The organism is Streptomyces araujoniae, assembly GCF_050871195.1.
Classification (GTDB): domain Bacteria; phylum Actinomycetota; class Actinomycetes; order Streptomycetales; family Streptomycetaceae; genus Streptomyces; species Streptomyces bacillaris.
On record NZ_CP194070.1, the window covers coordinates 4,759,205 to 4,785,786 of the forward strand.

Below are 26,582 nucleotides of genomic sequence, written 5' to 3' on the forward strand. Positions count from 1 at the left end.
GGCCCCGTGTCATAGCCGTTTCAGGTAAACACTCATGACAGCCGTCGGGAGGTGCCGGTCAGGCGGTCGCGAGGGCCGCTCGTACGGTCGTGGCCAGAGGTGTCGTCGGGCGGCCGATCAGCCGGGCCAGGTCACCGCTGGTCCCCGCGAGGCGCCCGCGCCCGATGGCCTCGTCCACGTCGGTGAGGATCGCGGCGAACCCCTCCGGCAGGCCCGCGCCGACCAGGATCTCCTGGTGCACGGCGGCCGGGACGTCGTTGTACGCGATCTCCTTGCCGGTCACCTCGGAGAGCAGGGCCGCGTACTCCGCGAACGACCAGGCGGTGTCGCCGCTCAGCTCGTAGGCCTTGCCGAGGTGGCCCTCGCCGGTGACCACGGCCGCGGCCGCGGCGGCGTAGTCGGCCCGGGAGGCGGAGGCGACCCGGCCCTCGCCCGCGTTGGAGACGACCGCGCCGTGCGCCAGGACGGGGGCGAGGTTGGCGGTGTAGTTCTCCGTGTACCAGCCGTTGCGGAGGAAGGTGTGGGGCAGCCCGGAGTCCAGGATCAGCCGCTCGGTGGCCTTGTGCTCGTCGGCCAGGGCGAAGTCGGCGTCCGGTCCGCCGAGGATCCCGGTGTACGCGAGCTGCGCCACGCCCGCCGCCTTGGCCGCCTCGACGATCGCGGTGTGCTGCGCGACCCGCTTGCCCACCTCGCTGCCGGAGATCAGCAGCACCCGGTCGCCGGCCCGGAACGCCCCGGCGAGGGTCTCGGGGCGGTTGTAGTCGGCGATCCGCAGCTCGATACCGTGCGCCGCGAGCGGAGCGGCCTTCTCCTTGTCGCGGACGACCGCCGCGATCTCGCCGGCCGGGACCGTGGCCAGCAGTTCGTCGATGACGAGGCGGCCGAGTTCTCCGGTGGCTCCGGTGACGACGATGCTCATGGGGGGCTCCTGTTTCGGGTTCTTCGGTGGGTTGCGTGGGCTGGTGTGCTCCTGATCGAGCGTAGGACGGACACTAACTAATGGAAAGTACCCACTTTGAAGTAAGGTACTGGCATGGGAGTGAGTGACGAGGTGGGGAGTGTCGGGGTGGCTCCGGTCGGTCTGCAGGGGCTGCCCAAGCCCGTCCAGGACGTCAACCAGCCGATGTGTCCGTCCCGGCTGGTGCTGGAGCATGTGACGAGCCGCTGGGGTGTCCTGGTGCTGGCGGCCCTGCTGGAGCGCTCGTACCGCTTCAGCGAGCTGCGCCGCACGATCGGCGGGGTGAGCGAGAAGATGCTGGCCCAGACGCTCCAGACCCTGGAGCGTGACGGCTTCGTCCACCGGGACGCGAAACCGGTGATCCCGCCGCGGGTGGACTACTCGCTGACCCCGCTGGGCACCGAGGCCGCCGAACAGGTGTGGGCACTCGCCCGCTGGACCGAACGCCAGGTGGACGCGGTGCAGGCGGCCCGCAAGGCGTACGACGAGGACAGGGCGCAGCAGGGCTGAGGCGCGGTTCACGGGGAGGGGGCGGGGCGGGGCCGGGGTCCGGCCCGCGAAGAGGGCGAGGCGGGGTCGGGGTCCGGCCCCGGGAAGGGCGGGGCGCATGACGAGGCCCGGGCCCGATCCAGCTGGTCGCGGGAGCGGGCCCGGGCCGTTGCCGTGGCGCCGTGCCGTCTGCCGTCCGACGACGGCCGCGTGGCCGGTCAGCCGATGACGGTCCAGGTGTCGGCCCCGGCGAGGAGCGCGCCCAGGTCGCCCTTGCCGTCGCGCTCGACGGCGGACTCCACCTGGTCGGCCATCAGGGTGTCGTAGACGGGTCGCTCGACGCTGCGCAGCACGCCGATGGGGGTGTGATGCAGGGTGTCGGCGTCGGCCAGCCGGGAGAGGGCGAAGGCCGTGGTGGGGGAGGCGGCGTGGGCGTCATGGACGAGGACCTGGGCGCGGTTCTCGTCGGTGACGGCGACGACTTCCAGGTCACCGGTGGCCTGGTTGCGGACGACGCCCTTGGAGCCGTCGGCCCCGAAGAGGATCGGCTCCCCGTGTTCGAGGCGGATGACGGCCTCGGCGGCCTGCTCCTTGTCCTTGAGGACCTCGAACGCGCCGTCGTTGAAGATGTTGCAGTTCTGGTAGATCTCCACGAGAGCCGTGCCGGGGTGCTCGGCCGCCGCGCGGAGCACGCTCGTGAGGTGCTTGCGGTCCGAGTCGACCGTGCGCGCCACGAATGTGGCCTCCGCGCCGAGGGCGAGGGACACCGGGTTGAAGGGCGCGTCGAGCGAACCCATCGGCGTCGACTTGGTGATCTTCCCCAGCTCGGAGGTGGGGCTGTACTGGCCCTTGGTCAGCCCGTAGATCCGGTTGTTGAAGAGCAGGATCTTGAGGTTGACGTTGCGGCGCAGGGCGTGGATGAGGTGGTTGCCGCCGATGGAGAGCGCGTCGCCGTCCCCGGTGACCACCCAGACCGACAGATCCCGGCGGGAGGTGGCGAGCCCGGTGGCGATGGAGGGGGCGCGGCCGTGGATGGAGTGCATCCCGTAGGTGTTCATGTAGTACGGGAAGCGGGAGGAGCAGCCGATGCCGGAGACGAAGGCGATGTTCTCCTTGGCGAGGCCCAGTTCCGGCATGAACCCCTGGACTGCGGCGAGGACGGCGTAGTCGCCGCAGCCGGGGCACCAGCGCACTTCCTGGTCGGACTTGAAGTCCTTCATGGACTGCTTGGCCTCGGCCTTGGGCACCAGCTGGAGCAGTTCGTTGTGGAGCAGTTCCCCGGTGTCAGGCATCGATGGCCTCCTTGAGGGCGGTGGCGAGCTGCTCGGCCTTGAACGGCATGCCGTTGACCTGGTTGTAGCTGTGGGCGTCCACCAGATACTTCGCCCGGAGCAGGGTGGCGAGCTGGCCGAGGTTCATCTCCGGGACGACGACCTTGTCGTACCCCTTCAGCACCTCGCCCAGGTTCTTCGGGAAGGGGTTGAGGTGGCGGAGGTGGGCCTGGGCGATGGAGAGCCCGGCGGCGCGGAGCCGGCGGACGGCGGCGGTGATCGGCCCGTACGTCGAACCCCAGCCGAGCACCAGCGTGCGGGCTCCGGCGGGGTCGTCGACCTCGAGGTCGGGGACGTCGATGTTGTCGACCTTCGCCTGGCGGGTGCGGACCATCAGGTCGTGGTTGGCGGGGTCGTAGGAGATGTTGCCGGTGCCGTCCTGCTTCTCGATGCCCCCGATGCGGTGTTCGAGGCCGGGGGTGCCGGGGACGGCCCAGGGGCGGGCCAGGGTCTGCGGATCGCGCTTGTAGGGCCAGAAGACCTCGGTGCCGTCGGCCAGGGTGTGGTTCGGGCCGGTGGCGAAGGGGGTGGAGAGGTCGGGCAGGCTCTCGGTCTCCGGGATGCGCCACGGCTCGGAACCGTTGGCCAGATAGCCGTCGGAGAGCAGGAACACCGGGGTCCGGTACGTCAGGGCGATCCGGGCCGCGTCGATCGCGGCGTCGAAGCAGTCGGCCGGGGTCCGCGGGGCCACGATCGGCACCGGGGCCTCGCCGTTCCGCCCGTACATCGCCTGGAGCAGGTCCGCCTGCTCGGTCTTGGTCGGCAGCCCGGTGGAGGGCCCCCCGCGCTGGATGTCGACGATCAGCAGCGGCAGCTCCAGGGAGACCGCGAGCCCGATGGTCTCCGACTTCAGCGCGACGCCCGGCCCCGACGTCGTGGTCACGCCGAGCGCTCCGCCGAACGCGGCGCCCAGCGCCGCCCCGATCCCGGCGATCTCGTCCTCGGCCTGGAAGGTGCGCACGCCGAAGTTCTTGTGCTTGGACAGCTCGTGCAGGATGTCGGAGGCCGGGGTGATCGGATACGAGCCCAGGTAGAGCGGCAGATCCGCGAGCTGCCCGGCGGCGATCAGGCCGTAGGAGAGGGCCAGGTTCCCCGAGATGTTGCGGTAGGTGCCGGTGGGGAAGGCCTGCGCGGCCGGAGCGACCTCGTAACTGACGGCGAAGTCCTCGGTCGTCTCGCCGAAATTCCACCCGGCCCGGAAGGCCGCCACGTTCGCCTCGGCGATCTCCGGTTTCTTCGCGAACTTCTGGCGCAGGAACGTCTCCGTCCCTTCGGTCGGCCGGTGGTACATCCACGACAGCAGCCCGAGCGCGAACATGTTCTTCGACCGCTCGGCCTCCTTGCGGGAGAGCCCGAACTCCTTCAGCGCCTCGATCGTCAGTGTCGTCAGCGGCACCGGGTGGACGTTGTAGGCCTCCAGCGACCCGTCCTCCAGCGGACTGGTCGCATACCCCACCTTCGCCATCGGCCGTTTGGTGAACTCATCGGTGTTGACAATGATCTCGGCGCCGCGCGGCACGTCGTCGATGTTCGCCTTGAGGGCGGCGGGGTTCATCGCGACCAGGACATTGGGGGCGTCGCCGGGGGTGAGGATGTCGTGATCGGCAAAGTGCAGCTGGAAGGAGGAAACCCCGGGCAGGGTACCGGCGGGGGCCCGGATCTCGGCGGGGAAATTGGGCAGGGTGGAGAGATCGTTCCCGAACGAGGCCGTCTCCGAGGTGAACCGGTCACCCGTGAGCTGCATCCCGTCGCCCGAGTCGCCCGCGAAGCGGATGATCACCCGGTCCAGGCGGCGGACCTCTTTTCCGTCGCCGCCGGTCGTTCCCGTCGTACCTGACAGGGGGGCACGCTGGCCCCCGAGGACGGCGTCATTGGCCTCATCGGCCTTCTCTGCCGCGCTACTGACCTGGCTCGTCACTGAACTGGACCTCCCTTGGGGCGGCGGCTCGGAATCGTCCGGCCGGCCGGCGGTTCCAGAGGCAACCCTACGTCCGTGCGGTTCGCCCTCCAGAGGCCGATCATATGGTGGACGCTGTTTTGAGACACCCTTTTAGCCCGTTTTGCCATCTTTCTCAAGCCCTCCGATCGCTGGATGGACGTGCCCTGTCCGTCGGTCTTTGGTGCTAGGTCCTACCGCCCAGGACTGCCCGGCGAGGGTCCGCCGGACACCCCGGGCGGAGATCGGCGGGGTGTGCGCCGTCCGCTCGCCGGGTGCGCGGCGACGGCTCGGGCAGATGCCTGACAGGGTGTCAGATCGCTAGGAGTTGAGGTAGGTGAGTACGGCGAGGACGCGCCGGTGGTCCCCGTCGCTGGGCGAGAGCCCCAGCTTCAGGAAGATGTTGCTGACGTGCTTCTCCACCGCCCCGTCGCTCACCACGAGCTGCCGGGCGATCGCGGAGTTCGTCCGCCCCTCGGCCATCAGACCGAGGACCTCCCGCTCGCGCGGGGTCAGCCCGGCCAGCACGTCCTGCTTCCGGCTGCGGCCCAGCAACTGCGCCACCACTTCCGGGTCCAGCGCCGTCCCGCCCCCGGCCACCCGCACCACCGCGTCGACGAACTCGCGGACCTCGGCCACCCGGTCCTTGAGCAGATACCCCACGCCCCGGCTGCTGCCCGCCAGCAGCTCGGTGGCGTACTGCTCCTCCACATACTGCGAGAGGACCAGCACCCCTATCCCCGGGTACTCCCTGCGCAGCCGCACCGCCGCCCGCACGCCCTCGTCGGTGTGGGTCGGCGGCATCCGTACATCGGCCACCACCACATCGGGCAGCGCCTGCTCCGCGCCGAACTCCGCCACGGTCTTCAGCAGGGCCTCCGCGTCGCCCACCCCCGCGACCACGTCGTGCCCCAGATCGGTCAGCAGACGGGTGAGCCCCTCCCGCAGGAGGACCGAATCCTCGGCGATGACCACCCGAACCCTGTTCTCCACGTGCTTCACGTGTTCCACGTCGCTGTGTCCCCCGCTGGTTCTGCTCTGCGCCCTGCGCCCGACACCACCAGCATCCCAGGCCCGCCCCACAGATGGGCCGCCTGTGGATAACCACGCCCATTTCAGAGCCGGCCCGGGGGAGTTCCGGCCCGTTCGGAGTGCTCCGGCCCGGCACCCGGGGATTTCCGGCCCTCCCGGCGTTCGAGGTTCGAGGGCGGAGCCTTGGGAGGGGGGGCGTCGGCTTTGCGGGGGACGGTGCGGTGGGCATCCGGCCCGTCCGGCGACTGGGGGCGGAGCCCTCGACGGGGCGACCCATCAATCCCGCAGGGCCGGGACGCGCCGGTCGGGCCCCGGAGGCGAAGGGTGACGGGCGGCGAAGGAGGACGGGCGGCAAAGGCGGAGGGCGGCGGGCGGCGAAGCGGGATGGGCGGCGGGCGATGCCTCCGGGGTCAGCCGCGCCGCGGCGGGCGAGAGCTTCGGGGTCAGCCGCGCCAGGGGAGCTCGGCCGTGACCGTCGTCGGGCCGCCGGACGGCGAGTCCACCACCAGAACCCCGTCCACCGCATCCAGCCGCTCCGTCAGGCCCGCCAGCCCGCCGCCCGCCGACGCAGCCGCGCCACCCCGCCCGTTGTCCGTGACCTGGAGCATCAGCCGGTCCGAGGTCCGCCACACATCCACCGTCGCCCGGGTCGCCCCCGCATGCTTGCTGACGTTCTGCAACAGCTCCGACACGGTGAAGTACGCGATGCCCTCGATGGCCTGTGCGGGCCGCGCGTCCAGGTCCACCTCGACCGTCACCGGGACGGCGCAGCGGGAGGCGATGGCGGAGAGTGCCGCGTCGAGTCCTCGGTCGGTGAGGACGGCGGGGTGGATGCCCCGGGCGAGGTCGCGCAGCTCTTGCAGGGCCACCTTCACTTCGCCGTGGGCCTCCTCCACCATCCGTGCGGCCGCCTCCGGGTCGTCCGTCAGCTTCTCCTTCGCCAGCCCCAGGTCCATCGCGAGGGCGACCAGCCGGGCCTGCGCCCCGTCGTGGAGGTCCCGTTCTATACGGCGCAGGTCGGCGGCGGCGGTGTCCACGACCACGCCCCGGTCCGACTCCAGCTCGGTGACCCGGGCCGAGAGCGCGGACGGGCCCAGCAGACCGGACACCATCAGCCGGTCCACCGAGACCAGCCCCCGCACGATCCACGGTGACACCAGCACCAGCACCAGGCCCACCGCACTCGTCACCACCAGCTCGGCGGGCGAGTCCAGATACACCGCGTGGGTGCGGTCCCCGTACAGCTGGATGCCGTCGGCCCCCACGAAGACCGGGAAGATCCACTGCCAGAGCGGGTACGTCAGCGCCATCAGGCCGTACGTCCAGAACGTCACCGCGACGCAGAACGTGAACACCGCCCAGGGGAAGTGCAGCAGCGTGTAGAGAAGGTGGCGCCAGGAGACCCCGCTCTTGAGGATGGCCCCCATCCACGCCACCGGGCCGCCGGTCCTGCCCCGCACCCGCACCGGCTCCGCCACGTCCAGCTTCAGCAGCCCACGTGCCCGGGCCCGCTCCATCACCCCGAACCCCCGGCAGGCGGCCAGGCCGACCGCCAGCAGGGGTATCCCGATGAAGGTGATGAGCAGACCGGCACTGACCGACGTCATCGTGATCGCGAAGACGAACATCACCGTGCTCAGCGGCAGGCCCAGCAGGACATAGAGCAGCTCGCGCCAGCTGCGCGCCTCCAACGGCGCGCGCAGCACCGCGGGGAGAAACCGCTTCGACGGCGCCGGCCCCTGAGGTCCGCCGCCCCGGCCCGCGTAGCCAAGCGGGTCCGCGTAGCCGTGGCGGCCCGTGTGGCCGTGCGAGCCCGCTGCCTGATGGTCCCGGGTGTCCGGTCCGTATGCCGTGGCCATGAGTGCCGTCCGTTTCCGTCTCTTCTGCCGAAACTCTTCCGCCGACTCTTCCGGCGACCGGCGGAGGGTTCCGTGTCCCCGCCCTACTCCCTCAAGGGTGCTGGGCCGCCACCTCCGGCACCATGAGGCCGGTCTCCGTATCCGTACGGGGGTTTTCCCTACCCCCGCCCCGCAGGGGCCCGGAACCCGGAACGGCTCAGGACGCCCGGCTGCCCGCCGGGACCCGGTCGCGCCAGGGCAGCTCGGCGGTGACGGCCGTCGGCCCGCCCACCGGGGAGTCCAGGACGAACAGCCCGTCCACCGCACCCAGCCGCTCGGCCAGCCCCGCCATGCCCGAACCGCCGTCGAGCCGCGCGCCCCCCGAACCGTCGTCCGTGACCTGGATCAGCAACCGGTCCGCCGCCCGCCACACCTCGACGGAGGCCGACCGGGCACCGCTGTGCTTGCTGACGTTCTGCAACAGCTCCGAGACCGTGAAATACGCGATGCCCTCGATCGCCTCCGCCGGACGCCCCGGCAGATCCACCGACACACTGACGGGGACGGTGCAGCGGGAGGCGATGGCGGAGAGTGCGGCGTCGAGTCCTCGGTCGGTGAGGACGGCGGGGTGGATGCCCCGGGCGAGGTCGCGCAGTTCCTGGAGTGCCACCTTCACTTCGCCGTGGGCCTCCTCCACCATCCGTGCGGCCGCCTCCGGGTCGTCCATCAGCTTCTCCTTCGCCAGCCCCAACCCCATCGCGAGGGCGACCAACCGGGCCTGCGCCCCGTCGTGGAGGTCCCGCTCGATGCGCCGCAGGTCGGCGGCGGCGGTGTCCACGACCACGCCCCGGTCCGACTCCAGCTCCGCGATCCGCCGCTCCAGCTCGTCCGAGGGCGACAGCAACCCCCGCACCAGTGCCCGGTCGACCGCCGTCAGCCCCCGCGTGATGAACGGGAGCACCGGCCACAGGACGAAGAGACTCACCAGCGTCACCGTGAACGTCAGCACGCCCCACGGCAGCCGGACGAATCCGTACAGCAGAGAGCGCCAGCCCACCGGGTCCTTCAGCCCCGACCAGAGCCAGGCGAGAGCCCCCTCGTCCCGGCGACCGCGCGACAGCGGGCTCGGCTCCTCCACCCGCACCCCTAGCAACGACCGGGCCCGGGCCCGCTCCACCCGGCCCAGCCAACGCGCACCCGCCAACCCGCCGACGAGCACCGGCAGCCCGACCACCGTGACCGAGAGGCCCACGCCGACGGAGACCACCAGGAGCGCGTACACGAAGCCGATGACGGCCTCCGGCAGATTGAGCAGCAGGTGCGCCGTCTCGCGCCAGGTCCATCGGTCGAGGGCGAAGCGGGCGGGCGGCGGCCGGTCGGGGTCCGGAACGGGAGGGCTCATGGTCATGGAACCAGCCTGCCGGGCCCTGTCCGCCCACGCCATGGGGCTCGTAGGTGGCATGAAGTAGGGATAACCCCACCTGGGCGCGACGCGGCTGCTTACGGTCCGTTTATCAGGGCCTAGACTCCCGTGCGTACGTAAGGGGCCCGGGAACGTGCCGGGCCAGAACTGGATGACGAGCAGCGAGGGGCGGACGTGAAGGACGTGGCGTACGTGCCGGAAGTGCCGCACGCGGCGTACCTGCCGGTCCACCAGCAGACCGCCCTCGCAGCGGAGTACTTCCAGAGCTACTCGGTGGTCGGCCTGCTCGCGCTGGTCGGCGTCCTCTTCGTGGCCGTCGCGTTCGGGGCGGGGCGGCTGCTGCGGCCCGTCGTCCCGACGCCGGAGAAGCTCCTCACCTACGAGTGCGGGGTCGACCCGGTCGGTGAGGGCTGGGCCCACACCCAGGTCCGTTACTACGTCTACGCGTTCCTCTACGTCATCTTCGCCGTCGACTCCATCTTCCTGTTCCCGTGGGCGACGGTCTTCGCGGCACCCGGATACGGCGCGACCACGCTGGTGGAAATGTTCATCTTCCTCGGCTTCCTCGCCGTGGGACTGCTCTACGCATGGAAGAAGGGCGTCCTCGCATGGGCCTGACGAGCCGGACGACCGCCGCAGGACAGCAGCCCGAGCCGGAGCCCCCGTCGGACGGGCCCGACGCGCCGCAGCCGGTGCTCCTCCCGGAACCCAGACGCCTCGGCATCCTCTCCCGGCTCGCGCCCGAGCCGATGAAGGTCGTCCTCAACTGGGGCCGCCGCTACAGCCTCTGGGTCTTCAACTTCGGACTCGCCTGCTGCGCCATCGAGTTCATCGCCGCGTCCATGGCGCGCCACGACTTCATCCGGCTCGGCGTGATCCCCTTCGCCCCCGGCCCCCGCCAGGCCGATCTGATGATCGTCTCCGGCACGGTGACCGACAAGATGGCCCCGGCCGTGAAGCGCCTCTACGAACAGATGCCCGAGCCGAAGTACGTCATCTCCTTCGGCGCCTGCTCCAACTGCGGCGGCCCCTACTGGGACTCGTACTCCGTCACCAAGGGCGTCGACCAGATCATCCCCGTCGACGTGTACGTACCCGGCTGCCCGCCCCGGCCCGAGGCGCTGCTCCAGGGCATCCTCAAGCTCCAGGAGAAGATCGCGCGCGAGTCCCTCGCGGAGCGCTACGCCCCCGCCGGCGGAGCCCCGTCCACGGCGGCGCTGCGCAGCAACCTGGTCGCCGCGCCGACGCCACCCGGTACGGAGCCGGGCACGGGGGCAGGCCGTGGCGCGGGGGAGGAGGGGCAGCGGTGAGCGAGCGTCAGCACCCGGGCCACCACCCGTACGACGGGCTGCCCGACGCCGTCACGGAGCTGTTCGGCGAGGACGCGACGGCGGAGTCGGCCTACGACCTGCTCACCGTCGACGTCCCCGCCACGGAGTGGATCGCCGCGCTCCGGACCGCCCGCGACGGACTCGGCTGCACCTACTTCGACTGGCTCAGCGCCGTCGACGAGCCGGGCTCCGGCTTCCGGGTCTGCGCCCATGTCGCGGCTCTCGGCAACGGCACGGTCCGGCGGCTCATGCTGCGGACCACCGTCCCGCACGACGCGGCCGTCCTGCCCAGCGCGGTCGACGTCTACGCGGGCGCGGCCTGGCACGAGCGCGAGACGCACGAGATGTTCGGCGTCGCCTTCGAGGGCCACCCCGGCCTCGCCCCGCTCCTGCTCCCGGAGGGCTTCGAGGGCCACCCGCTCCGCAAGGACTTCGTCCTGGCCGCCCGGGTCGCCAAGGCCTGGCCCGGGGCGAAGGAGCCCGGCGAGTCCGAACACGGCGGCCCCAAGCGCCGCACGATGCTGCCCCCCGGCGTCCCCGACCCGAACGAGTGGGGCCCCCTCAAGGGCCAGCTCCCCCCGGCCGCCGCCCGCCCGGGCCGCGCGGCCCGGCCCGCCCCTACGGGCGACCGCCCACCCCGCCGTAACCGTTCGGCCGGCGAGGGCTCGGCCGCGCAACGCCCGCAGAGGGCAGCGGCAGAGGCCCCCACCGGCACGGGGACGCCGACCGAACCGCCGGGCGCCGCCCGGCCGGAGGCCGTACAGCCGCCCGCACCCGCGCCCACGCGCCCACGCCGCTCCCGTTCGGCATCCGGCGGTTCGGCGAGCCAGCGGAGCGAGGAGGGGACGGCGGCCGGACAGCCGGGCCCCGGCACCCCCTCGACTCCCGGGACTCCCAACACGTCCGAGACCGCCGGAGCTCGCTCGACTCCCGAGACCCCCGACACCTCTGAGACTCCCGCACCGCGCCCGCCCCGCCGGTCCCGCTCGGCATCGGACGGCTCCGCGAGCCAGCGGTCCGAACAGGGCCCGGAAGCACCCGCTCCGCGTCCGCCGCGCCGGTCCCGCTCCGCGTCGGAGGGCTCCGCCGGCCAACGTGTCCGCAGCACCGACGCCCCCTGGCACGACGCCCAACCGGCGTTCGACGACCCTCCTCGCCCCCCGGAGCCTTCGAAAGGCAACCCTGCCTCCGAGCCCTCCGCGCCCGAAGAGCCGACCCCCGCGTCCGAGCAGCCCACCCCCATGTCCGAGCAGCCCGAACCGAGGACGCCCGCCCCCGAGCCCGAGACGCCCGCTCCCGGCCCCGACCAGGCCGGGCGCGCGTCCGGCCCCGACACCGCCCACCCCGCCGGAGGCGATACCGAGTGAACGACGTACTCGACGTCGCCCTCCGCCTGGCCATCGTCTTCGTCGTGTTCCTGGTCGCCCCCCTCCTCGTGGGCCAGGCCGAGCACAAGGTGATGGCCCACATGCAGGGCCGCCTGGGCCCCATGTACGCGGGCGGCTTCCACGGCTGGGCCCAGCTCGTCGCGGACGGCGTGAAGTTCGCGCAGAAGGAGGACGTGGTCCCGGCCGCCGCCGACCGCCGCGTCTTCCAGCTCGCCCCCGCCGTCGCCCTCCTCCCGTACCTCCTCGTCCTCGTGGCCATCCCCGTCGGCCCCGGCGACGGCGCGGTGGGCCAGGTCGTCGACGCGGGCATCTTCTTCGTCCTGGCCGTGATGGGCATCGGCGTCCTCGGCTCGCTCATGGGCGGCTGGGCCTCGGCCAACAAGTTCTCCCTGCTGGGCGGCCTCCGTACGGCCGCCCAGCTCCTCTCCTACGAACTGCCGATGCTCCTCGCCGCCGCCTCTGTGGCCATGGCGGCCGGTACGGTCTCGCTCACCGGCATCCTCGACGCCTTCGAGTGGTGGTGGCTGCCCTGGCAGATCGTCGGAGCCCTCGTCTTCTTCGTCGCCGGGCTCGCCGAACTCCAGCGCCCGCCCTTCGACATGCCGGTAGCCGACTCCGAGATCATCTTCGGCGCGTACACCGAGTACACCGGGCTCCGCTTCGCCCTGTTCCTCCTCGCCGAGTACGCGGGCATCGTCATCCTCTGCGCCTTGACCACCGTCCTCTTCCTCGGCGGCTGGCACGGCCCGTTCGGCGCCGACGGACTCGGGTGGCTCTGGACCCTCCTGAAGACCGCCCTCCTCGCGTTCGTCGTCATCTGGCTGCGCGTCAGCTACCCGCGGCTTCGGGAGGACCAGTTGCAGAAGCTCGCCTGGACCACCCTCGTCCCCCTCGCCCTCGCGCAGATCGCGCTCACCGGCATCGTGAAGGTGGCGATCAACTGATGTCCCCGATCCCCGGCTCGGGCCTCGCCAAAGGTCTCGCCGTCACCCTGCGCACGATGACGAAGAAGACCGTCACCGCGCAGTACCCCGACATCCAGCCCGAACTCCCGCCCCGCTCCCGGGGCGTCATCGGACTGTTCGAGGAGAACTGCACGGTCTGCATGCTCTGCGCCCGTGAATGCCCCGACTGGTGCATCTACATCGACTCCCACAAGGAGACGGTGCCGCCCGCCGCGCCCGGCGGACGTGAGCGCAGCCGCAACGTCCTCGACCGCTTCGCCATCGACTTCTCCCTCTGCATGTACTGCGGCATCTGCATCGAGGTCTGCCCCTTCGACGCCCTCTTCTGGTCGCCCGAGTTCGAGTACGCGGAGACCGACATCCACGAGCTGACCCATGAGCGGGACAAGCTCCGCGAGTGGATGTGGACCGTGCCCGAGCCGCCCGCGCTCGATCCCGGGGCGGAGGAGCCCAAGGAGATCGCCGCCGCCCGCAAGACGGCCGAGAAGCTCGCCGTCCAGCAGGCCCAGCAGGCCCAGCAGACTCATCAGAGCGAGGAGGGAGGGGCCCCGTGACGTTCCCCACCGCGCCGTTCGTCCTCGCCTCGGCCGCCGACCACCCCGGCTTCCTCTCCCCGACCGGCGTCGAGATCGCGTTCGTCCTCGTCGGCCTCGCCACTCTCGGCGCCGCCGTCATCACCGTCACGACCAAGCAGCTGGTGCACGCCGCCCTCTGGCTCGTCGTGGCGCTCGGCGGGCTGGCCGTCGAATACCTGCTGCTCACCGCGGAGTTCATCGCCTGGGTGCAGGTACTGATCTACGTCGGTTCCATCGTCGTCCTCCTCCTCTTCGGCCTGATGCTCACCCGGGCCCCCGTCGGCCGCTCCCCGGACGCCGACTCCGGCAACCGATGGGTGGCCCTCGGGGTGGCCCTCGCCTCGGCGGCCGCGCTCGTCTGGGTCGTCGTGGACGCCTTCCGTACGACCTGGATCGACCTCGAAGGACCGACCCAGGGCTCCACCGCCGTCACCGGGGCCTTCCTCTTCCGGAACTGGGTCCTCCCCTTCGAGGCGCTCTCCGTCCTCCTGCTCGCCGCCCTTGTCGGCGCCATCGTGCTGTCCCGCAAGCACGACACGGACACGGCGGTACGGCCCACCCCGGCGCCCGCCACCCGACGGCGGCCGGACAGCGGCACGGACGGAACCCCGGGTCAGGACCGGAGTCGGAGCCAGGGGCCCGGCGAGGAGGAGCAGAGCTGATGCACCTCGCCTACCCCGCCGTACTCGCGGCCCTCCTCTTCTGCACCGGCCTCTACGGCGTCCTCGCCCGCCGCAACGCGATCCTGGTCCTGATGTCCGTCGAGCTGATGCTCAACGCCGTCAACCTCAACCTCGTCGCCTTCGACGTCTGGCTCCGCGACACCCTCCACTCCGGCCAGGCCCTCACCCTCTTCACCATCGCCATCGCCGCCGCCGAGATCGGCATCGGCCTCGCGATCGTCCTCGCCGTCTACCGCAACCGCGGCTCCTCCGACATCGACCGGCTCCGCGACACCGCCGAGACCGACGCCGGGACCGGCACCGCCGACACCAGGACCGACGGCCACCCCGCGACAGCGGAGAACGGCACGGCGGAGGACGCCACGGCAGGACACACCAAGAACGCAGAGGCCACCGCGTGACCACGACGACCCTCGCCGCCCTCGTCCCGCTCCTGCCCTTCCTCGGTGCGGTCGCCGGGCTCGCGCTCGGCCGCACCGCCCCCGGCTTCGTCCGCCCCCTGGCGATCCTGCCGACGCTCACCGCGGCCGTCCTCGCCGTGGTCGTCGCCGTCCGACAGGGCGGCGGCCGCGCCATCGACGCCGCCACCCAGCTCACCCCCACCGGGTCGGTCCCCATCGACCTGGCCCTGCACCTGGACGGATTCGCGGTCCTGGTCGCCGTCCTCGTCGGGCTCGTCGCCACCTGCGTACAGCTCTACTCCACGGCCTACCTCCGCAACGACGCCCGCTATCCGTCCTACGCGGCCCTGGTCTCCCTCTTCACCTCCGCGATGCTGCTCGTCGTCTACTCCGGCGACCTGATGGTGCTCCTGGTCGGCTGGGAGATCATGGGCATCTGCTCGTACTTCCTGGTCGGGCACTACTGGGAGACGCCCGAGGCCCGCGCGGCCTCCCTGAAGGCCTTCCTCGTCACCAAGCTCGGTGACGTCCCCTTCCTGATCGGCCTGTTCGCCCTCGCCGCCGACACCGGCAGTTTCCGGATCACCAAGATCCTCGCGGCCGTCACCAACGGCGGCCTCGAACACCCCACCCTCATCGCCCTGCTGCTCCTCGCGGGCGTCGCCGGGAAGTCCGCACAGTTCCCCCTGCACACCTGGCTGCCCGACGCGATGGCCGGCCCCACCCCCGTCTCCGCGCTCATCCACGCCGCGACGATGGTCGCCGCCGGGATCTACTTCGTCGCCCGGCTGCTCCCCGTCTTCGCCGCCTCCGGCGCTGCCCTCACCGTCCTCGCCGTGATGGCCGCCGTCACGATGGTCGGCTCCGGGCTCGCCGCCCTCGCCCAGGACGACATCAAACGCGTCCTCGCCTACTCGACGATCGGCCAGCTCGGCTACATGTCCGGCGCCCTGGCCGTCGGTGACCGCGGCGCCGCCGTCTTCCATCTGATCTCGCACGGTGCGTTCAAAGCCGTCCTCTTTCTCGCGGCCGGGGTCGTCATCCATGCCGCCGGCACCAACTCACTGGCCGCCATGTCCCGCATGGGCGGCCTCGCGCGCCGGATCCCCGACGCCTACTGGACGATGACCGTCGCCCTCCTCGCGCTCGCCGCCATCCCGCCGTTCGCCGGCTTCTTCTCCAAGGAAGCCGTCCTCGTCGCCGCCGAGCACACCGCCATGGGGGACCGAACCGTCGCCCCCGCCGCCGCGGGCTGGACGGTCCTCGTCGCCGGGCTGCTCGCCGCCGTCCTCACCGCCGCCTACGCCACCCGCCTCTGGCTCCTCGCTTTCAAGGGCCGTGGCGCCGAAGCCCCCGACCACGGCCGCCAGCCCGTCGCCATGACCGCCGTCCTGTGGATCCTGGCCGTCCCCACCATCGCCTTCGGACTCACCGCGGGCGTGATCGGCGACTGGTTCGACGGCCACGCCCTCACCCCGTCCCTCACCACGGCCGTCCTCGCCACCGGCGCCACCCTCGTCGGCGGCGTGGTCACCTACGGGGCGTGGCGCCACACCACCGCCCTCGCCGCCCGCACCCCCATCGGTGCCGTCGCCGCCCACCCCGGTGCGGAACCCGCCCTCGTCGAAGCCGAGGCCATGACGTCCCACACCGCCGCCTACGGCACCATCGCGGCCGCCGCCGACCCGGCCGACCCCGGGCGCCTCCTCCTGGGCCCGCTCCACCGCCACGCGGCCACCGGCTTCCACCTCGACGCCCTTTACACGGGGCTGTTCGTCCGGCCCGTCCAGCAGGCCGCCCGCCTCGTACGCTTCCTGGACCGCACGGTCGTCGACACCTACGTCAACGGATCGGGCGCCGTCACTCGCCTCCTCGGAACCGCCGTCCGCCGCGCCCAGACCGGCAACGTCCAGACCTACCTCGGCGCCCTGCTCGCCGGGTCCCTCGTCCTGGCGATCGCCGCCGTCGTCTTCGCCAACGTCAACGCGGGGTCGTGACCGTGATCGATATCAGCCCGTCCGTGATGCAGTTCCTTCTCGCGTTCATCGTCGTCGCCCCGCTCCTCGGCGCCGTCGCGGCCCTGCTCCCCGCCCCGCCCGGCCTCAAGGGCAGGAACCCCGACCAGGCCGTGCTCCGCCACGGGGTGACCGTCACCGGCGCCGTCCTCATCGCCGCGATCGTCCTGGCCACCGGCTTCGACCACGACCACCCCGCCACGATGCAGGCCACCACCGACATCAGCTGGATCCCGGCGCTCGACGTCCGCATCCACCTCGGCATCGACGGCATCTCGCTCCCCCTCCTGCTCCTGACCGCGCTGCTGACCTTCCTCTGCGCGCTGTACAGCTACTTCAAGCCCCCTGCGGGCCCCTCCCCGAAGGCGTTCACCGCCCTCGTCCTCGTCCTGGAATCCGGCACCCTCGCCACCTTCGCCGTCCTCGACCTGCTGCTCTTCTTCCTCGCCTTCGAGATGGTCCTCATCCCCATGTACTTCCTCATCGCCCGCTGGGGCGGTGACCAGCGGCGCGCCGCCGCCTGGAAGTTCATCCTCTACACGCTGCTCGGCTCGGTCGTCATGCTGCTCGGCCTCCTCCTCATCGGACTGCGGAGCGGCACTTTCGACATGGTGGCACTCGCCACTGACAACGGCCGTGGCCTCACCACGTCCGTGCAGGTCATCGCCGTTCTCGCGATCGGCGTCGGACTCGCCGTCAAGACCCCGATGTGGCCCCTGCACAGCTGGCTCCCCGACGCCCACACCGCCGCCCCGACCGTCGGCTCGGTGCTCCTGGCGGGCGTCCTGCTGAAGATGGGAACGTACGGATTCGTCCGGATCCTGCTCCCCGTCGCCCCCGACGGGATGCGCACCTTCGCGCCCTACCTCGCCGCGTTCGCCGTCGTCGGCATCGTCTACGGGTCGCTCGCCTGCCTCGCCCTCGCCCGCAGGGGCGCCAAGGGCGACCTGAAGCGGCTCATCGCCTACTCCTCCGTCGGCCACATGGGGTTCGTGCTGCTCGGCATCGCCACGATGACCCCGACCGGAGTCAACGGCGCGCTCTTCGCCAACATCGCCCACGGCCTCATCACCGGCCTGCTGTTCTTCCTGGCCGGAGCCGTCAAGGACCGGTACGGCACCGCCGACCTGGACACCCTCGCCGGTGCCACCGGAGCCGCCCTCTACGGCCGCGCGCCCCGCCTCGGCGCCCTCCTCGCCTTCGCCGCCGTCGCCTCGCTCGGCCTGCCCGGACTCGCCGGGTTCTGGGGCGAGATGCTCACGCTCTTCGGCGCCTACAGCCCCGCCGAAGGCCTCAGCCGCCCCGCGTTCCGCACGTTCATGGCCATCGGCGCGTTCGGCACCCTGCTCACCGCCGCGTACATGCTGATCGTGGTCCGCCGCGTCTGCATGGGCGAGCACACGCCCCACTCCGAGCTCTCGCCCGCCGCCACCCCGGCCGACGTACCCGAACCGGCCGGCGCACCCGAACCCTCCGGAACCGGGCCGTCCACGGCCACCCCGCCCCGGCCCGCCACCGCGCAGCCGGGCGCCACCACCGCCCGACTCGCCGACATCCAGACGTACGAAGCCGCCACCTGGACCCCGCTCGCCGCCCTCACCGTCCTCACCGGACTCTGGCCCGCGGTCCTCCTCGGCCTCACCGATCCGGCCGTGCAGAAGCTCCTCGCAGGAGGCAAGTCGTGACCGCGGACCCCAGCGCCGCCCCGGGCGCCCTCACCACCGCGGCCGACACCGCCCCCAGCGTCGTCCAGAGCGTCGACTGGCTCGCCATCGCACCGCCCACCCTCACCGCGCTGGCCGCCCTCCTGGTCCTCGTCGCGGACCTCTTCCTCCCCGCCCACCGCAAGAAGCTCCTCGGCTACGGAACCCTCACCGCCCTCGCCGCCGCCCTGGCCCTCCTCATCCCGCTGCGCGCCGGTGACCGAGCCACCTTCTGCGTCACCACCGGCACCCAGCCGTGCAGCTACACCGCCGACCACTTCACCCTGGTCATCCAGGCCCTCGTCCTCGGCGGGGCCTTCCTCACGGCGCTGCTCTCCCTCGACGACACCCGGAAGCTCCCGGCGGGGGAGTACGGCTTCCTGCTCCTGGCCTCCGCGGCGGGCGCGGCCCTGCTGCCCGCCTCCCGCGACCTCGCCACGCTCGTCGTCGCCCTGGAGGTCGCCTCGCTGCCCGCCTTCGCGCTCGTCGGCATCCTGCGCGGCGACCGGCGCTCCTCCGAGGCCGCGCTCAAGTTCTTCCTCTCCTCCGTCGTCGCCACCGCCGTCACCCTCCTCGGCGTCAGCTTCGTGTACGCGGTCACGGGCACCCTGCACCTCACCGAGATCGCCGCCCGCCTGGACGACGTGCCCCCGGCGCTCGACACGCTCGCCAAGACCGGTGTCGTGCTCACTCTCGTGGGCTTCGCCTTCAAAGTGGCGGCAGCCCCCTTCCACTTCTGGGTTCCCGACACCTATACAGGGGCGCCGCTCCCGATCGCCGCCTATCTGTCCGTCGTCGGCAAGACGGTCGGCTTCTCCGGGCTCATCCTGGTCACGGTCGTGGCGTTCCCCTCCTACGCCGACGTCTGGGGCCCCGCCGTCGCCGTCCTGGCAGCCCTCACCATGACCGTCGGCAACGTCGCGGCCCTGCGCCAGCGGACCGACCGCGACCGCGGCGCCGTCCGGCTGCTCGCCTGGTCCTCCGTCGCGCAGGCCGGCTACCTGCTCGTCCCGATCGCGGCCGCCGCGTACTCCAGCGACGAACAGATCGGCTCCACCGTCGCGTACGCCCTCATGTACGCCGTCGTGAACCTCGGCGCCTTCGCCGTCGCCGCCCTGGTCTCCCGTACGCACCCCGGCAACCGCGTCGACGACTACCGGGGCCTGTACGCCACCCGCCCCCTCGCCGCCCTCGCGCTCGGCTTCTTCCTGCTCTGCCTGGCCGGGCTGCCGCCCGGCATCATCGGGCTCTTCGCGAAGGTCACCGTCTTCTCGGCGGCCGTCGACGCCGGTCTCGGCTGGCTCGCCGTCGTCATGGCCGTCAACGTCGTGATCGCGCTCTACTACTACCTTCAGTGGACCGCGATCCTCTTCAGGAGCCCGGACGAGGCGGGGACCAGCGGCGGAGCGCCGGCCTCCGGAACGCCCCGCCGACCCTCCGTCCCCGCCCCGCTGACCACGGCGATCGCCCTCACCGCCGTCGTCGGCGTCCTCCTCTCCGGCGCCCCCCAGCTCGTCCTGAGGTTCGCCGCAGTCACCCTCTTCTGACGCCCGCCTGCCCCCGAAGATCGGTTTGCCCGGGGCCGCCGCCACAGGGCAAGGTCATGGCTGCATGCGTCCCGTACACGACGAAGACGTACGAAATCCACAGAGGAGAGAGAGCAGTGCTGAACGGGTTCAAGGACTTCATCCTGCGCGGAAACGTCATCTCGATGGCGATCGGCCTCGCCGTCGGAGCAGCCTTCACCGCCGTCGTCACCGGCTTCAGCACCGCCTTCATCACCCCGCTGATCGGCCTCGCCACCGGCTCGGTGGGTGACTTCAGCGCGGCCGAGTTCGCGGTCGAGGGCACGATCTTCCCGTACGGAAAGTTCCTCGCGGCCGCCATCGCCTTCCTCATCACCGCCGCGGTGCTCTACTTCTGCGTCGTCGTCCCCATGACCAAGGTGCAGAACCGCTTCGCCAAGGAGGAGGAGGTCGACATCAAGGCCGCCCTCCGCGACTGCCCGCGCTGCTACAGCCCGATCCCCGCCATCGCCTCCCGCTGCGGCCACTGCACCAGCGAGGTCGAGCCCGACCCCGAGGCCCTCTCCCTCGCCAAGCTGCCCGTCCAGCGCTGACGCACGGGGGCGCGCCCCCACCGTCGCACCCCTCCACCCGTACGGCTCAGTGCCGCGCCGCACGGGTCAGGGGCCCGGACCGGCCGGATCACGCCGCACCGGGCCCGCCCTCCGGCCGCACGCACCGGGGAACCAGCTCCCCTCGCCTGGCGTTGACCAGTACGGGAGGCTCCACTGGGGGAGTGGAGCACCACCACGCAAAGGGTTCCCCTGCTGCACCACTTGGAGGGCGTACCGTGCACCGCCGGCACAACGGGCTGAAAACCGCCGTACTCCTCGGGGGACTGTCCGCACTCATCATCATCATCGGCAGCTTCTTCGGACGTACGGGTCTCGTGGTCGCCCTCGTCGTGGCCGTCGGCACCAACGCCTACGCCTACTGGAACAGCGACAAGCTCGCCCTGCGCGCCATGCGGGCCCGCCCCGTCAGCGAGTTCGAGGCGCCGCAGATCTACCGGATCGTCCGTGAGCTGTCCACGGCGGCACGGCAGCCGATGCCCCGCCTCTACATCTCACCGACCCAGGCGCCCAACGCCTTCGCCACCGGCCGCAACCCGCGCAACGCGGCCGTGTGCTGCACCGAGGGCATCCTCCAGATCCTCGACGAGCGGGAGCTGCGCGGCGTCCTGGGCCATGAGCTGAGCCATGTCTACAACCGGGACATCCTCATCTCCTCCGTCGCCGGAGCCCTCGCCTCCGTCGTCATGTTCCTGGTCAACTTCGCCTGGCTCATCCCCATCGGCCGCTCCAACGACGACGAGGGCCCCGGTCTGCTGGGCATGCTCCTCATCATGATCCTGGGCCCGCTCGCCGCCTCCGTCATCCAGCTCGCCGTCAGCCGCTCCCGGGAGTACGAGGCCGACGCCTCCGGGGCCCAGCTCACCGGGGACCCCCTGGCCCTCGCCAGCGCCCTGCGCAAACTCGACGCAGGAACGAAACAGCTACCGTTGCCCCCGGAGCCCAAGATCGAGACCGCGAGCCACATGATGATCGCGAACCCCTTCCGCCCCGGACAGGGGATGGCCAAGATGTTCTCCACCCATCCGCCGATGGCGGAGCGCATCGCCCGACTGGAACAGATGGCAGGTCGCCGCCCATGAAAACCATCCTGAACATCATCTGGCTCGTGCTGTGCGGGTTCTGGATGTTCCTCGGCTATCTCCTCGCGGGCGTCCTGCTCTGCATCACCATCATCGGCATCCCGTTCGGCATCGCCGCCTTCAGGATCGGGGTGTACGCGCTCTGGCCCTTCGGCTACACCGTCGTCGACCGCCGGGACGCCGGATCGCCCTCCTGCGCCGGAAACGTCCTCTGGCTGATCCTCGCCGGATGGTGGCTCGCCCTCGGCCACATCACCACCGGCATCGCCCTCTGCATCACGATCATCGGCATCCCCCTGGGCATCGCCAACTTCAAGCTGATCCCCGTCTCGCTCATGCCCTTCGGCAAGGAGATCGTCCCCAGCGACCAGCCCTTCGCCACCCGCTGAGCAACCGATCACCCCACCCCCGGCGTCCTGTGTTTCAGAACCGAGCAAGGGGTAGGTAGGTCGACATGGGCATCATCAGTTGGATCGTTCTCGGGCTGCTCGCCGGAGTCATAGCGAAAATCCTGCTCCCGGGTCGCGATCCGGGCGGGATCGTCGGGACCACCCTCATCGGCATCGCCGGTGCGTTCGTCGGAGGCTGGCTCTCCAGCCAGTTCCTCGACCGTCCCATCAGCAACGACTTCTACGACACCGCGACCTGGATCGCCGCCATCGCCGGCTCCCTGGTCCTGCTGATCCTCTACCGGGTGCTCTTCGGCCACTCCCGCGAACGCCGCTGACCCACCCGCAGGAGCTTGGGCGTCGGGCCGCGCACCGCTGACCCACCCGCAGGGGGCCTGGGCCTCGGCCCGCGCACCGCTGACCGGGCGTCAGGGCCGTAGGTGCGGCCGACCGAGGGCGCCGTTCAACTCAGCCCGGTCTCCCGCAACGTCACGTTCAGCCGGCCGGCCCGCATCCCCGCATCCGGGTCGGCCGTTCCCGCGTAGACCTTCGGCACCCCGTGGAACGCGAAGCGCGAGGGACCGCCGAAGACGAAGAGGTCCCCGGAGACCAACTCCACGTCCGTGTAAGGCTGCCCGCGGCCCTCGGTGTTCCCGAAGCGGAACACGCACGTCGAACCGACGCTCAACGACACCACCGGAGCGCCCGACCGCTCCTCCTTGTCCTGGTGCATCCCCATCCGGGCCGCGCCGTCGTAGAAGTTGATCAGCGCGGTGTCCGGAGTGAACGCCTCCGCCGCGCCCTCGTCCCCGTACGCCTCCGCCACCGCCGCGCGCCCCAGGTCGACCAGCCAGCGCGGCACGGCGGCCACCCGGGCCCCGTTCACGTCGTCGGCCGTGCGCGTGTACCGGTACGGCTGCCAGTGCCACCCCAGGCACACCGTCCGCACGGACATCACCCCGCCGCCCGGCAACACCGTGTGCCGCAGCGGAACGGGCCCCCGCGCCCACTCCCGGCACGCCGCCACCAACTCCCGCCGCCGCTCCGCCGGAAGCCACTCCGGTACGTGTACGGCGCCGGGCGCGACCACCTGCCGGGGCCGGGGGAACAGCCCGCCCGAAGCCCCCGGAACCCCACGCGCGCCCATCCGTCACACCGCCCTCAAGCCATCACACCGGCCTCGACAGCCCACCCTCACCACGTCACGCGGGCTCCGCGCCCGCCACACAGGCGGCCCCCTCCAGCCCCAGCAGCAACTGCTTGCGCTCCAGCCCGCCCGCGTACCCCCGCAGCGCCCCGTCCGCGCCGATCACCCGGTGGCACGGCCGCACGACCAGCAGCGGGTTCCTCCCGATCGCCGTCCCCACCGCCCGCACTCCGGCACCCGAGGCCCCCACCCGCGCGGCGACCTCGCCGTACGACAGGGTCTGCCCGTACGGGATCTCCTCCAGCACCTTCCAGACGCGCCGCTGGAACTCCGTACCCACGCCTTCCGCGAACGGCACGTCGAACCCCGTCGACCGCCCGGCGAAGTACGCCTCCACCTGCGCCACGACCTCCGCGAACAGCTCGGGCTCCCGCTGCCACCCGTCCTGGACGGCCGCGCCGCCCTTCTGCCCGGGGACGGACAGCGACACCAGCCGCAGCCCGCCCGCCGTCCCGTCCGACTCGCCCACCAGCAGCAACTCGCCCAGGGGACTCGCCACCCGCGTGTACACCGTCGTCACGACCGCTCACTTCCTTCGACCGGAGAACCGTGCGGACCACGGCCCGTCCGTGTCCGCACGGACAGTCTGCTCCGCGCCGGGGCTCCCGGCTGGCGGTATTCGGACATGGAGCAGGGCGGCCCCGGAACGCGAAGGGGCACGGCGTCCGGGCCCACCCCGACGACATGCCCCTTCACGCGCGAACCGTTCTGCCCGCAGTTCACGGACTACCGGTAGTTCACGAACTGGATCGCGAAGTCGAGGTCCTTGCCCTTCAGCAGCGTCTGCACGGCCTGGAGGTCGTCCCGGCTCTTCGAGCTGACACGCAGCTCGTCACCCTGGACCTGGGCCTTGACGCCCTTGGGGCCCTCGTCGCGGATGATCTTCGCCACCTTCTTGGCGTTCTCCTGGGAGATGCCCTCCTCGATGGAGGCGAAGATCTTGTACTCCTTGCCGGAGAGCTGCGGCTCACCGGCGTCCAGGGACTTCAGCGAGATGCCCCGCTTGATCAGCTTGGACTGGAAGATGTCGAGGATCGCCTTGACCCGCTCCTCGCCGTTCGCCTCCATCAGGATCTTCTCGCCGGACCACGAGATCGAGGCGCCCGTGCCCTTGAAGTCGTAACGCTGGGAGATCTCCTTGGCGGCCTGGTTGAGGGCGTTGTCGACCTCCTGCCGCTCGACCTTCGAGACGATGTCGAAACTGGAGTCGGCCATGACGTGTGGCTCCTTGCGTCGAATGTGCGTGGGATACAGCGCAAAGCCTAGCCACCGCCGCACCCTCCGGCTGCTGATCAATGAGGTGGCGGAGCACCCCTGGCCATCAGGTATTGTTTACGTCGTCGCCAAGGAGCCCACCAGCTGGGATCCGACGCGTCGTTCGAGGCGGTGTGCCCGAGTGGCCAAAGGGAGCAGACTGTAAATCTGCCGGCTCAGCCTACCCAGGTTCGAACCCTGGCGCCGCCACGCGAACGAAGCCCCCGACCGGTTCTTCCGGTCGGGGGCTTCCTCGTTGTCGGAGCGGGCCCGGAGCCGGAGGAGACCCCCGGCCCGCGGCCCCGGCGCCGATCCCCGGCTCAGTTCCCCGCCACGTCCTTCACCGCCACCGTGACCGGGACGTTCCCCGCGATCAGCTCCAGGGTCAGGCCCGCCGTCGCCGGGGTGTCCAGGAGCTCCAGGAGCGTGGCCGCCACGTCGTCGCGGGGGATCGGTCCGCGGCCGGTCTTCGCGGCCAGCAGGACCAGGCCCTTGCCCGCGTCGTCGGTGAGCATGCCGGGGCGCAGGATCGTCCAGTCCAGCGCGGTCCGGGAGCGTACGTCGGCGTCCGCCGCGCCCTTCGCCCTCAGGTAGGTGTCGAACACCTCGTCGCCGGGGTGCTCGGGATCGGCGCCCATGGAGGAGATGACGATGTACCGGCGTACGCCCGCGGCCTGGGCCGCGTCGGCGAAGAGGACGGCGGCGCCCCGGTCCACGGTGTCCTTGCGGGCGGCGCCGCTGCCGGGCCCCGCACCCGCCGCGAAGACGGCCGCGTCGGCGCCGCGCAGCACCTCGGCGGCCTCCTCCACGGTGGCCGACTCCAGGTCCAGCACGACGGGTTCGGCACCGAGATCGGTGAGGGTCTGACTCTGTCCGGGGTCGCGGATGAGCCCTACGGCCTCATCCCCGCGAGCGGCGAGCAGCCGCTCCAGTCGCTGGGCGATCTGTCCGTGTCCACCTGCGATGACAATGCGCATACCTCCGACCGTACGCCCGGCGGCCACCGTGTGCTCAGCTCCCCGGCCCGCCACCGGAGTCGGGCCGCCCCTGGCGGGGGAGATCGGGACCGGCGGCCGGATCGGGCTCGGAGTCGCAGTACTCCCGTACGGCGCTGGTACGGGCGACGACCCGGCCGCGGTGGATGACGATCCGGCTGTACGCGAGGGAGAGCGCGGCGGACAGCCGTTCACCGCGTACGGCGAGGAGTTCGGCCGGGAAACCCGCCTCCACCCGGACGTCGGGCAGACCGAGGGCGGCACGGGCCGTCGCGGAGACCATGGCGTAGGCGTGCTCGGCGCGCAGGCCGTGCTGCGAGGCGAGGAGGTACGCGGCCTCCAGCGGGTCGCCGCGCCCCACCGGATTGGCCGTGTCGCGCAGTGCGCCGCTCCCCGCCGCCACGCGGACGCCCGCGGAGCGCAGGAGGCGTACGGGAGCGGTCGTGCGGCGCTCGGAGCCCGTACAGCCGCCCTGGGGGAGGCAGACGACGGTGATCCCGGCGGCGGCCAGCTGGTCGGCGGCCCGGCCCGCGGTCTCCAGGGGGAGGTGGGCGAGCCCGGCGCAGGGGCCGAGGGCGACCCCGGGGCGCAGCCCCCCGGCCATCGCGGCGAGACGGGCCAGCCGGGCCGGGTCGTCGCCGTCGGTGTGCAGGTCGACCGGGCAGCCGTGCTCGGCGGCGACCTCCAGCACCGCAGCCGTGTAGCCGGTCGGGTCGGGGTCCAGGTCGGGGCAGCCGCCGACGACCGCCGCGCCCATCTTCACGGCGTCCCGGAGCAGGGCGAGGCCCTCGGCCCCGGCGACCCCGGTGAGCAGCCGGGGGACGGCGACCGCGGTCAGGTCGGCGAGGCCGCGCAGCGCCCGGCGGGCCTGGAGCACCGCCTCCAGCGCGGCGAGCCCCTGGACGTCGCCGATCCGGACGTGGGCGCGCAGGGCGGTGGCGCCGTGGCCGAGCTGGAGCAGGGCGGCCTCGGTGGCGCGGCGCTGGATGTCCTCGGAGCGGTGCGACGCGGGCCCCGGGCCGTCCGCGTCGGCGGTGAGGGCGGTGTCGCCGTGGGCGTGGGGTTCGGCCGGGGCGGGGAGCAGGAGGTAGCCGCGCAGGTCGATGCGGGGGCCGCGGGAGGTCAGGCTGCCCGCGGTGCCGACGGCCTCGATACGGCTGCCGCCGAGGCGTACGTCGACCGCGCGTCCGTCGGCGAGGCGGGCGCCGCTCAGGACGAGGGCGGGGGCGGGGTCGGTGGTGGCCGCGTCGGCGCTGTCCGGCGCGTTGTCGTCGGGCCGCCGTGGCCGGCTGTCGGGCATCGCGCTCCTGGGAGGGGTGCGGGACCGCACGGAGCGGCCGGGCCTGGAGTGGTCCCGTCGATCATGGCCGCGTCGGCGGCCCGTGGCACGGCGGCTTCCGGGGGGAGCTGAATAGTCGTACCGGCGCGGCCGCGCCGAGCCGGGGAAGGA

Annotated in this window: 26 protein-coding genes and 1 tRNA gene; 16 read left to right on the forward strand and 11 right to left on the reverse strand. The window is 72.0% G+C overall.

Annotated elements, in window-relative coordinates; translation table 11 throughout:
- Positions 1-58 precede the first annotated feature (58 nt).
- Entirely contained in the window at positions 59-919 is an 861-nt protein-coding gene (locus ACQ9ZG_RS20430; protein WP_109917461.1) for an SDR family oxidoreductase, read from the reverse strand.
- 204 nt (positions 920-1,123) lie between these two features.
- Between ACQ9ZG_RS20430 and ACQ9ZG_RS20435 the strand changes: the two genes are divergently transcribed.
- The gene (locus tag ACQ9ZG_RS20435) at positions 1,124-1,468 is read left to right on the forward strand and encodes a winged helix-turn-helix transcriptional regulator (protein WP_078562554.1); all 345 of its coding nucleotides are present in this window, start codon (positions 1,124-1,126) and stop codon (positions 1,466-1,468) included.
- 197 nt (positions 1,469-1,665) lie between these two features.
- Here the strand turns inward: ACQ9ZG_RS20435 and ACQ9ZG_RS20440 are convergent, their stop codons facing one another.
- The 5 genes from ACQ9ZG_RS20440 to ACQ9ZG_RS20460 all read right to left on the reverse strand — a co-directional run bounded on the left by ACQ9ZG_RS20440 (position 1,666) and on the right by ACQ9ZG_RS20460 (position 8,992).
- Positions 1,666-2,739: a 2-oxoacid:ferredoxin oxidoreductase subunit beta gene (locus ACQ9ZG_RS20440; protein ID WP_028416729.1), complete on the reverse strand. Its 1,074-nt coding sequence runs from the start codon at positions 2,737-2,739 to the stop codon at positions 1,666-1,668.
- Positions 2,732-4,696, reverse strand: coding sequence for a 2-oxoacid:acceptor oxidoreductase subunit alpha (locus ACQ9ZG_RS20445; RefSeq protein ID WP_028416728.1), 1,965 nt, complete (start codon positions 4,694-4,696; stop codon positions 2,732-2,734). Before ACQ9ZG_RS20445 ends, ACQ9ZG_RS20440 begins: the two co-directional genes overlap by 8 nt.
- 339 nt (positions 4,697-5,035) lie before the next feature.
- Positions 5,036-5,707 (reverse strand): response regulator transcription factor, encoded by a 672-nt coding sequence (locus ACQ9ZG_RS20450; RefSeq protein WP_109917650.1) that lies wholly within the window; start codon positions 5,705-5,707, stop codon positions 5,036-5,038.
- A gap of 482 nt (positions 5,708-6,189) precedes the next feature.
- On the reverse strand, positions 6,190-7,605 hold the full coding sequence (locus ACQ9ZG_RS20455; RefSeq protein ID WP_109917646.1) for a sensor histidine kinase: 1,416 nt from the start codon (positions 7,603-7,605) through the stop codon (positions 6,190-6,192).
- A gap of 196 nt (positions 7,606-7,801) precedes the next feature.
- Positions 7,802-8,992: a sensor histidine kinase gene (locus ACQ9ZG_RS20460; protein ID WP_109917647.1), complete on the reverse strand. Its 1,191-nt coding sequence runs from the start codon at positions 8,990-8,992 to the stop codon at positions 7,802-7,804.
- A 198-nt stretch (positions 8,993-9,190) separates the two neighbouring features.
- Between ACQ9ZG_RS20460 and ACQ9ZG_RS20465 the strand changes: the two genes are divergently transcribed.
- From ACQ9ZG_RS20465 to ACQ9ZG_RS20530, 14 genes are all read left to right on the forward strand, one after another.
- Positions 9,191-9,625 carry an NADH-quinone oxidoreductase subunit A gene (locus ACQ9ZG_RS20465; protein WP_375138373.1) on the forward strand — a complete coding sequence of 145 codons (435 nt, stop codon included), beginning with the start codon at positions 9,191-9,193 and terminating at the stop codon, positions 9,623-9,625.
- Positions 9,616-10,317 carry an NADH-quinone oxidoreductase subunit B gene (locus tag ACQ9ZG_RS20470; protein ID WP_109917648.1) on the forward strand — a complete coding sequence of 234 codons (702 nt, stop codon included), beginning with the start codon at positions 9,616-9,618 and terminating at the stop codon, positions 10,315-10,317. The genes ACQ9ZG_RS20465 and ACQ9ZG_RS20470 overlap by 10 nt, the downstream gene beginning before the upstream one ends.
- Complete coding sequence (locus ACQ9ZG_RS20475) at positions 10,314-11,705, forward strand: NADH-quinone oxidoreductase subunit C (RefSeq protein ID WP_499281029.1); 1,392 nt, start codon at positions 10,314-10,316, stop codon at positions 11,703-11,705. The genes ACQ9ZG_RS20470 and ACQ9ZG_RS20475 overlap by 4 nt, the downstream gene beginning before the upstream one ends.
- Positions 11,702-12,670: a complex I subunit 1/NuoH family protein gene (locus ACQ9ZG_RS20480; protein WP_084992948.1), complete on the forward strand. Its 969-nt coding sequence runs from the start codon at positions 11,702-11,704 to the stop codon at positions 12,668-12,670. Before ACQ9ZG_RS20475 ends, ACQ9ZG_RS20480 begins: the two co-directional genes overlap by 4 nt.
- A complete protein-coding gene (locus tag ACQ9ZG_RS20485; RefSeq protein WP_109916925.1) occupies positions 12,670-13,245 on the forward strand; it encodes a NuoI/complex I 23 kDa subunit family protein in 576 nt (191 codons plus the stop codon). Before ACQ9ZG_RS20480 ends, ACQ9ZG_RS20485 begins: the two co-directional genes overlap by 1 nt.
- A complete protein-coding gene (locus tag ACQ9ZG_RS20490) occupies positions 13,242-13,928 on the forward strand; it encodes an NADH-quinone oxidoreductase subunit J family protein (RefSeq protein ID WP_109916924.1) in 687 nt (228 codons plus the stop codon). The genes ACQ9ZG_RS20485 and ACQ9ZG_RS20490 overlap by 4 nt, the downstream gene beginning before the upstream one ends.
- Positions 13,928-14,350, forward strand: coding sequence for an NADH-quinone oxidoreductase subunit NuoK (nuoK, locus tag ACQ9ZG_RS20495; RefSeq protein WP_109916923.1), 423 nt, complete (start codon positions 13,928-13,930; stop codon positions 14,348-14,350). The genes ACQ9ZG_RS20490 and nuoK overlap by 1 nt, the downstream gene beginning before the upstream one ends.
- Positions 14,347-16,347, forward strand: a complete 2,001-nt coding sequence (locus tag ACQ9ZG_RS20500; protein ID WP_109916922.1) for an NADH-quinone oxidoreductase subunit 5 family protein — start codon at positions 14,347-14,349, stop codon at positions 16,345-16,347. Before nuoK ends, ACQ9ZG_RS20500 begins: the two co-directional genes overlap by 4 nt.
- A complete protein-coding gene (locus tag ACQ9ZG_RS20505; protein WP_181398351.1) occupies positions 16,344-18,050 on the forward strand; it encodes a complex I subunit 4 family protein in 1,707 nt (568 codons plus the stop codon). The genes ACQ9ZG_RS20500 and ACQ9ZG_RS20505 overlap by 4 nt, the downstream gene beginning before the upstream one ends.
- On the forward strand, positions 18,047-19,615 hold the full coding sequence (locus tag ACQ9ZG_RS20510) for an NADH-quinone oxidoreductase subunit N (RefSeq protein ID WP_109916921.1): 1,569 nt from the start codon (positions 18,047-18,049) through the stop codon (positions 19,613-19,615). The genes ACQ9ZG_RS20505 and ACQ9ZG_RS20510 overlap by 4 nt, the downstream gene beginning before the upstream one ends.
- Positions 19,616-19,731: 116 nt before the next feature.
- A complete protein-coding gene (gene mscL, locus ACQ9ZG_RS20515; RefSeq protein ID WP_028416716.1) occupies positions 19,732-20,187 on the forward strand; it encodes a large conductance mechanosensitive channel protein MscL in 456 nt (151 codons plus the stop codon).
- 236 nt (positions 20,188-20,423) lie between these two features.
- Positions 20,424-21,287, forward strand: coding sequence for a zinc metalloprotease HtpX (gene htpX, locus ACQ9ZG_RS20520; RefSeq protein WP_018490771.1), 864 nt, complete (start codon positions 20,424-20,426; stop codon positions 21,285-21,287).
- Positions 21,284-21,676: a YccF domain-containing protein gene (locus tag ACQ9ZG_RS20525; RefSeq protein WP_018490772.1), complete on the forward strand. Its 393-nt coding sequence runs from the start codon at positions 21,284-21,286 to the stop codon at positions 21,674-21,676. The genes htpX and ACQ9ZG_RS20525 overlap by 4 nt, the downstream gene beginning before the upstream one ends.
- Before the next feature lie 65 nt (positions 21,677-21,741).
- On the forward strand, positions 21,742-22,014 hold the full coding sequence (locus tag ACQ9ZG_RS20530; RefSeq protein ID WP_019764833.1) for a GlsB/YeaQ/YmgE family stress response membrane protein: 273 nt from the start codon (positions 21,742-21,744) through the stop codon (positions 22,012-22,014).
- Positions 22,015-22,139: 125 nt separating this feature from the next.
- Here the strand turns inward: ACQ9ZG_RS20530 and ACQ9ZG_RS20535 are convergent, their stop codons facing one another.
- From ACQ9ZG_RS20535 to ACQ9ZG_RS20545, 3 genes are all read right to left on the reverse strand, one after another.
- Entirely contained in the window at positions 22,140-22,823 is a 684-nt protein-coding gene (locus tag ACQ9ZG_RS20535) for an alpha-ketoglutarate-dependent dioxygenase AlkB family protein (RefSeq protein WP_109916920.1), read from the reverse strand.
- A gap of 55 nt (positions 22,824-22,878) precedes the next feature.
- Positions 22,879-23,403 (reverse strand): methylated-DNA--[protein]-cysteine S-methyltransferase, encoded by a 525-nt coding sequence (locus tag ACQ9ZG_RS20540; RefSeq protein WP_028416714.1) that lies wholly within the window; start codon positions 23,401-23,403, stop codon positions 22,879-22,881.
- 206 nt (positions 23,404-23,609) lie between these two features.
- Entirely contained in the window at positions 23,610-24,098 is a 489-nt protein-coding gene (locus ACQ9ZG_RS20545) for a YajQ family cyclic di-GMP-binding protein (RefSeq protein WP_018490776.1), read from the reverse strand.
- A gap of 167 nt (positions 24,099-24,265) precedes the next feature.
- Here ACQ9ZG_RS20545 and ACQ9ZG_RS20550 point away from each other — a divergent pair.
- Positions 24,266-24,347 (forward strand) — tRNA-Tyr (locus ACQ9ZG_RS20550).
- Positions 24,348-24,457: 110 nt separating this feature from the next.
- Here ACQ9ZG_RS20550 and ACQ9ZG_RS20555 read toward each other — a convergent pair.
- Together ACQ9ZG_RS20555 and ACQ9ZG_RS20560 are read right to left on the reverse strand one after the other, a co-directional pair.
- The gene (locus ACQ9ZG_RS20555) at positions 24,458-25,114 is read right to left on the reverse strand and encodes an SDR family oxidoreductase (RefSeq protein ID WP_499281035.1); all 657 of its coding nucleotides are present in this window, start codon (positions 25,112-25,114) and stop codon (positions 24,458-24,460) included.
- A 34-nt stretch (positions 25,115-25,148) separates the two neighbouring features.
- Entirely contained in the window at positions 25,149-26,432 is a 1,284-nt protein-coding gene (locus tag ACQ9ZG_RS20560; RefSeq protein ID WP_084992890.1) for an amidohydrolase family protein, read from the reverse strand.
- Between the last annotated feature and the right edge of the window lie 150 nt (positions 26,433-26,582).

Excerpts from the sequence above, each read along its gene's own strand:
- ACQ9ZG_RS20430 (WP_109917461.1), bottom strand. The coding sequence starts at position 919 with ATGAGCATCGTCGTCACCGGAGCCACCGGAGAACTCGGCCGCCTCGTC.
- ACQ9ZG_RS20435 (WP_078562554.1), top strand. The coding sequence starts at position 1,124 with ATGTGTCCGTCCCGGCTGGTGCTGGAGCATGTGACGAGCCGCTGGGGT.
- ACQ9ZG_RS20440 (WP_028416729.1), bottom strand. The coding sequence starts at position 2,739 with ATGCCTGACACCGGGGAACTGCTCCACAACGAACTGCTCCAGCTGGTG.
- ACQ9ZG_RS20455 (WP_109917646.1), bottom strand. The coding sequence starts at position 7,605 with ATGGCCACGGCATACGGACCGGACACCCGGGACCATCAGGCAGCGGGC.
- ACQ9ZG_RS20460 (WP_109917647.1), bottom strand. The coding sequence starts at position 8,992 with ATGACCATGAGCCCTCCCGTTCCGGACCCCGACCGGCCGCCGCCCGCC.
- ACQ9ZG_RS20470 (WP_109917648.1), top strand. The coding sequence starts at position 9,616 with ATGGGCCTGACGAGCCGGACGACCGCCGCAGGACAGCAGCCCGAGCCG.
- ACQ9ZG_RS20485 (WP_109916925.1), top strand. The coding sequence starts at position 12,670 with ATGTCCCCGATCCCCGGCTCGGGCCTCGCCAAAGGTCTCGCCGTCACC.
- nuoK (WP_109916923.1), top strand. The coding sequence starts at position 13,928 with ATGCACCTCGCCTACCCCGCCGTACTCGCGGCCCTCCTCTTCTGCACC.
- ACQ9ZG_RS20525 (WP_018490772.1), top strand. The coding sequence starts at position 21,284 with ATGAAAACCATCCTGAACATCATCTGGCTCGTGCTGTGCGGGTTCTGG.
- ACQ9ZG_RS20530 (WP_019764833.1), top strand. The coding sequence starts at position 21,742 with ATGGGCATCATCAGTTGGATCGTTCTCGGGCTGCTCGCCGGAGTCATA.
- ACQ9ZG_RS20535 (WP_109916920.1), bottom strand. The coding sequence starts at position 22,823 with ATGGGCGCGCGTGGGGTTCCGGGGGCTTCGGGCGGGCTGTTCCCCCGG.
- ACQ9ZG_RS20545 (WP_018490776.1), bottom strand. The coding sequence starts at position 24,098 with ATGGCCGACTCCAGTTTCGACATCGTCTCGAAGGTCGAGCGGCAGGAG.
- ACQ9ZG_RS20555 (WP_499281035.1), bottom strand. The coding sequence starts at position 25,114 with ATGCGCATTGTCATCGCAGGTGGACACGGACAGATCGCCCAGCGACTG.
- ACQ9ZG_RS20560 (WP_084992890.1), bottom strand. The coding sequence starts at position 26,432 with ATGCCCGACAGCCGGCCACGGCGGCCCGACGACAACGCGCCGGACAGC.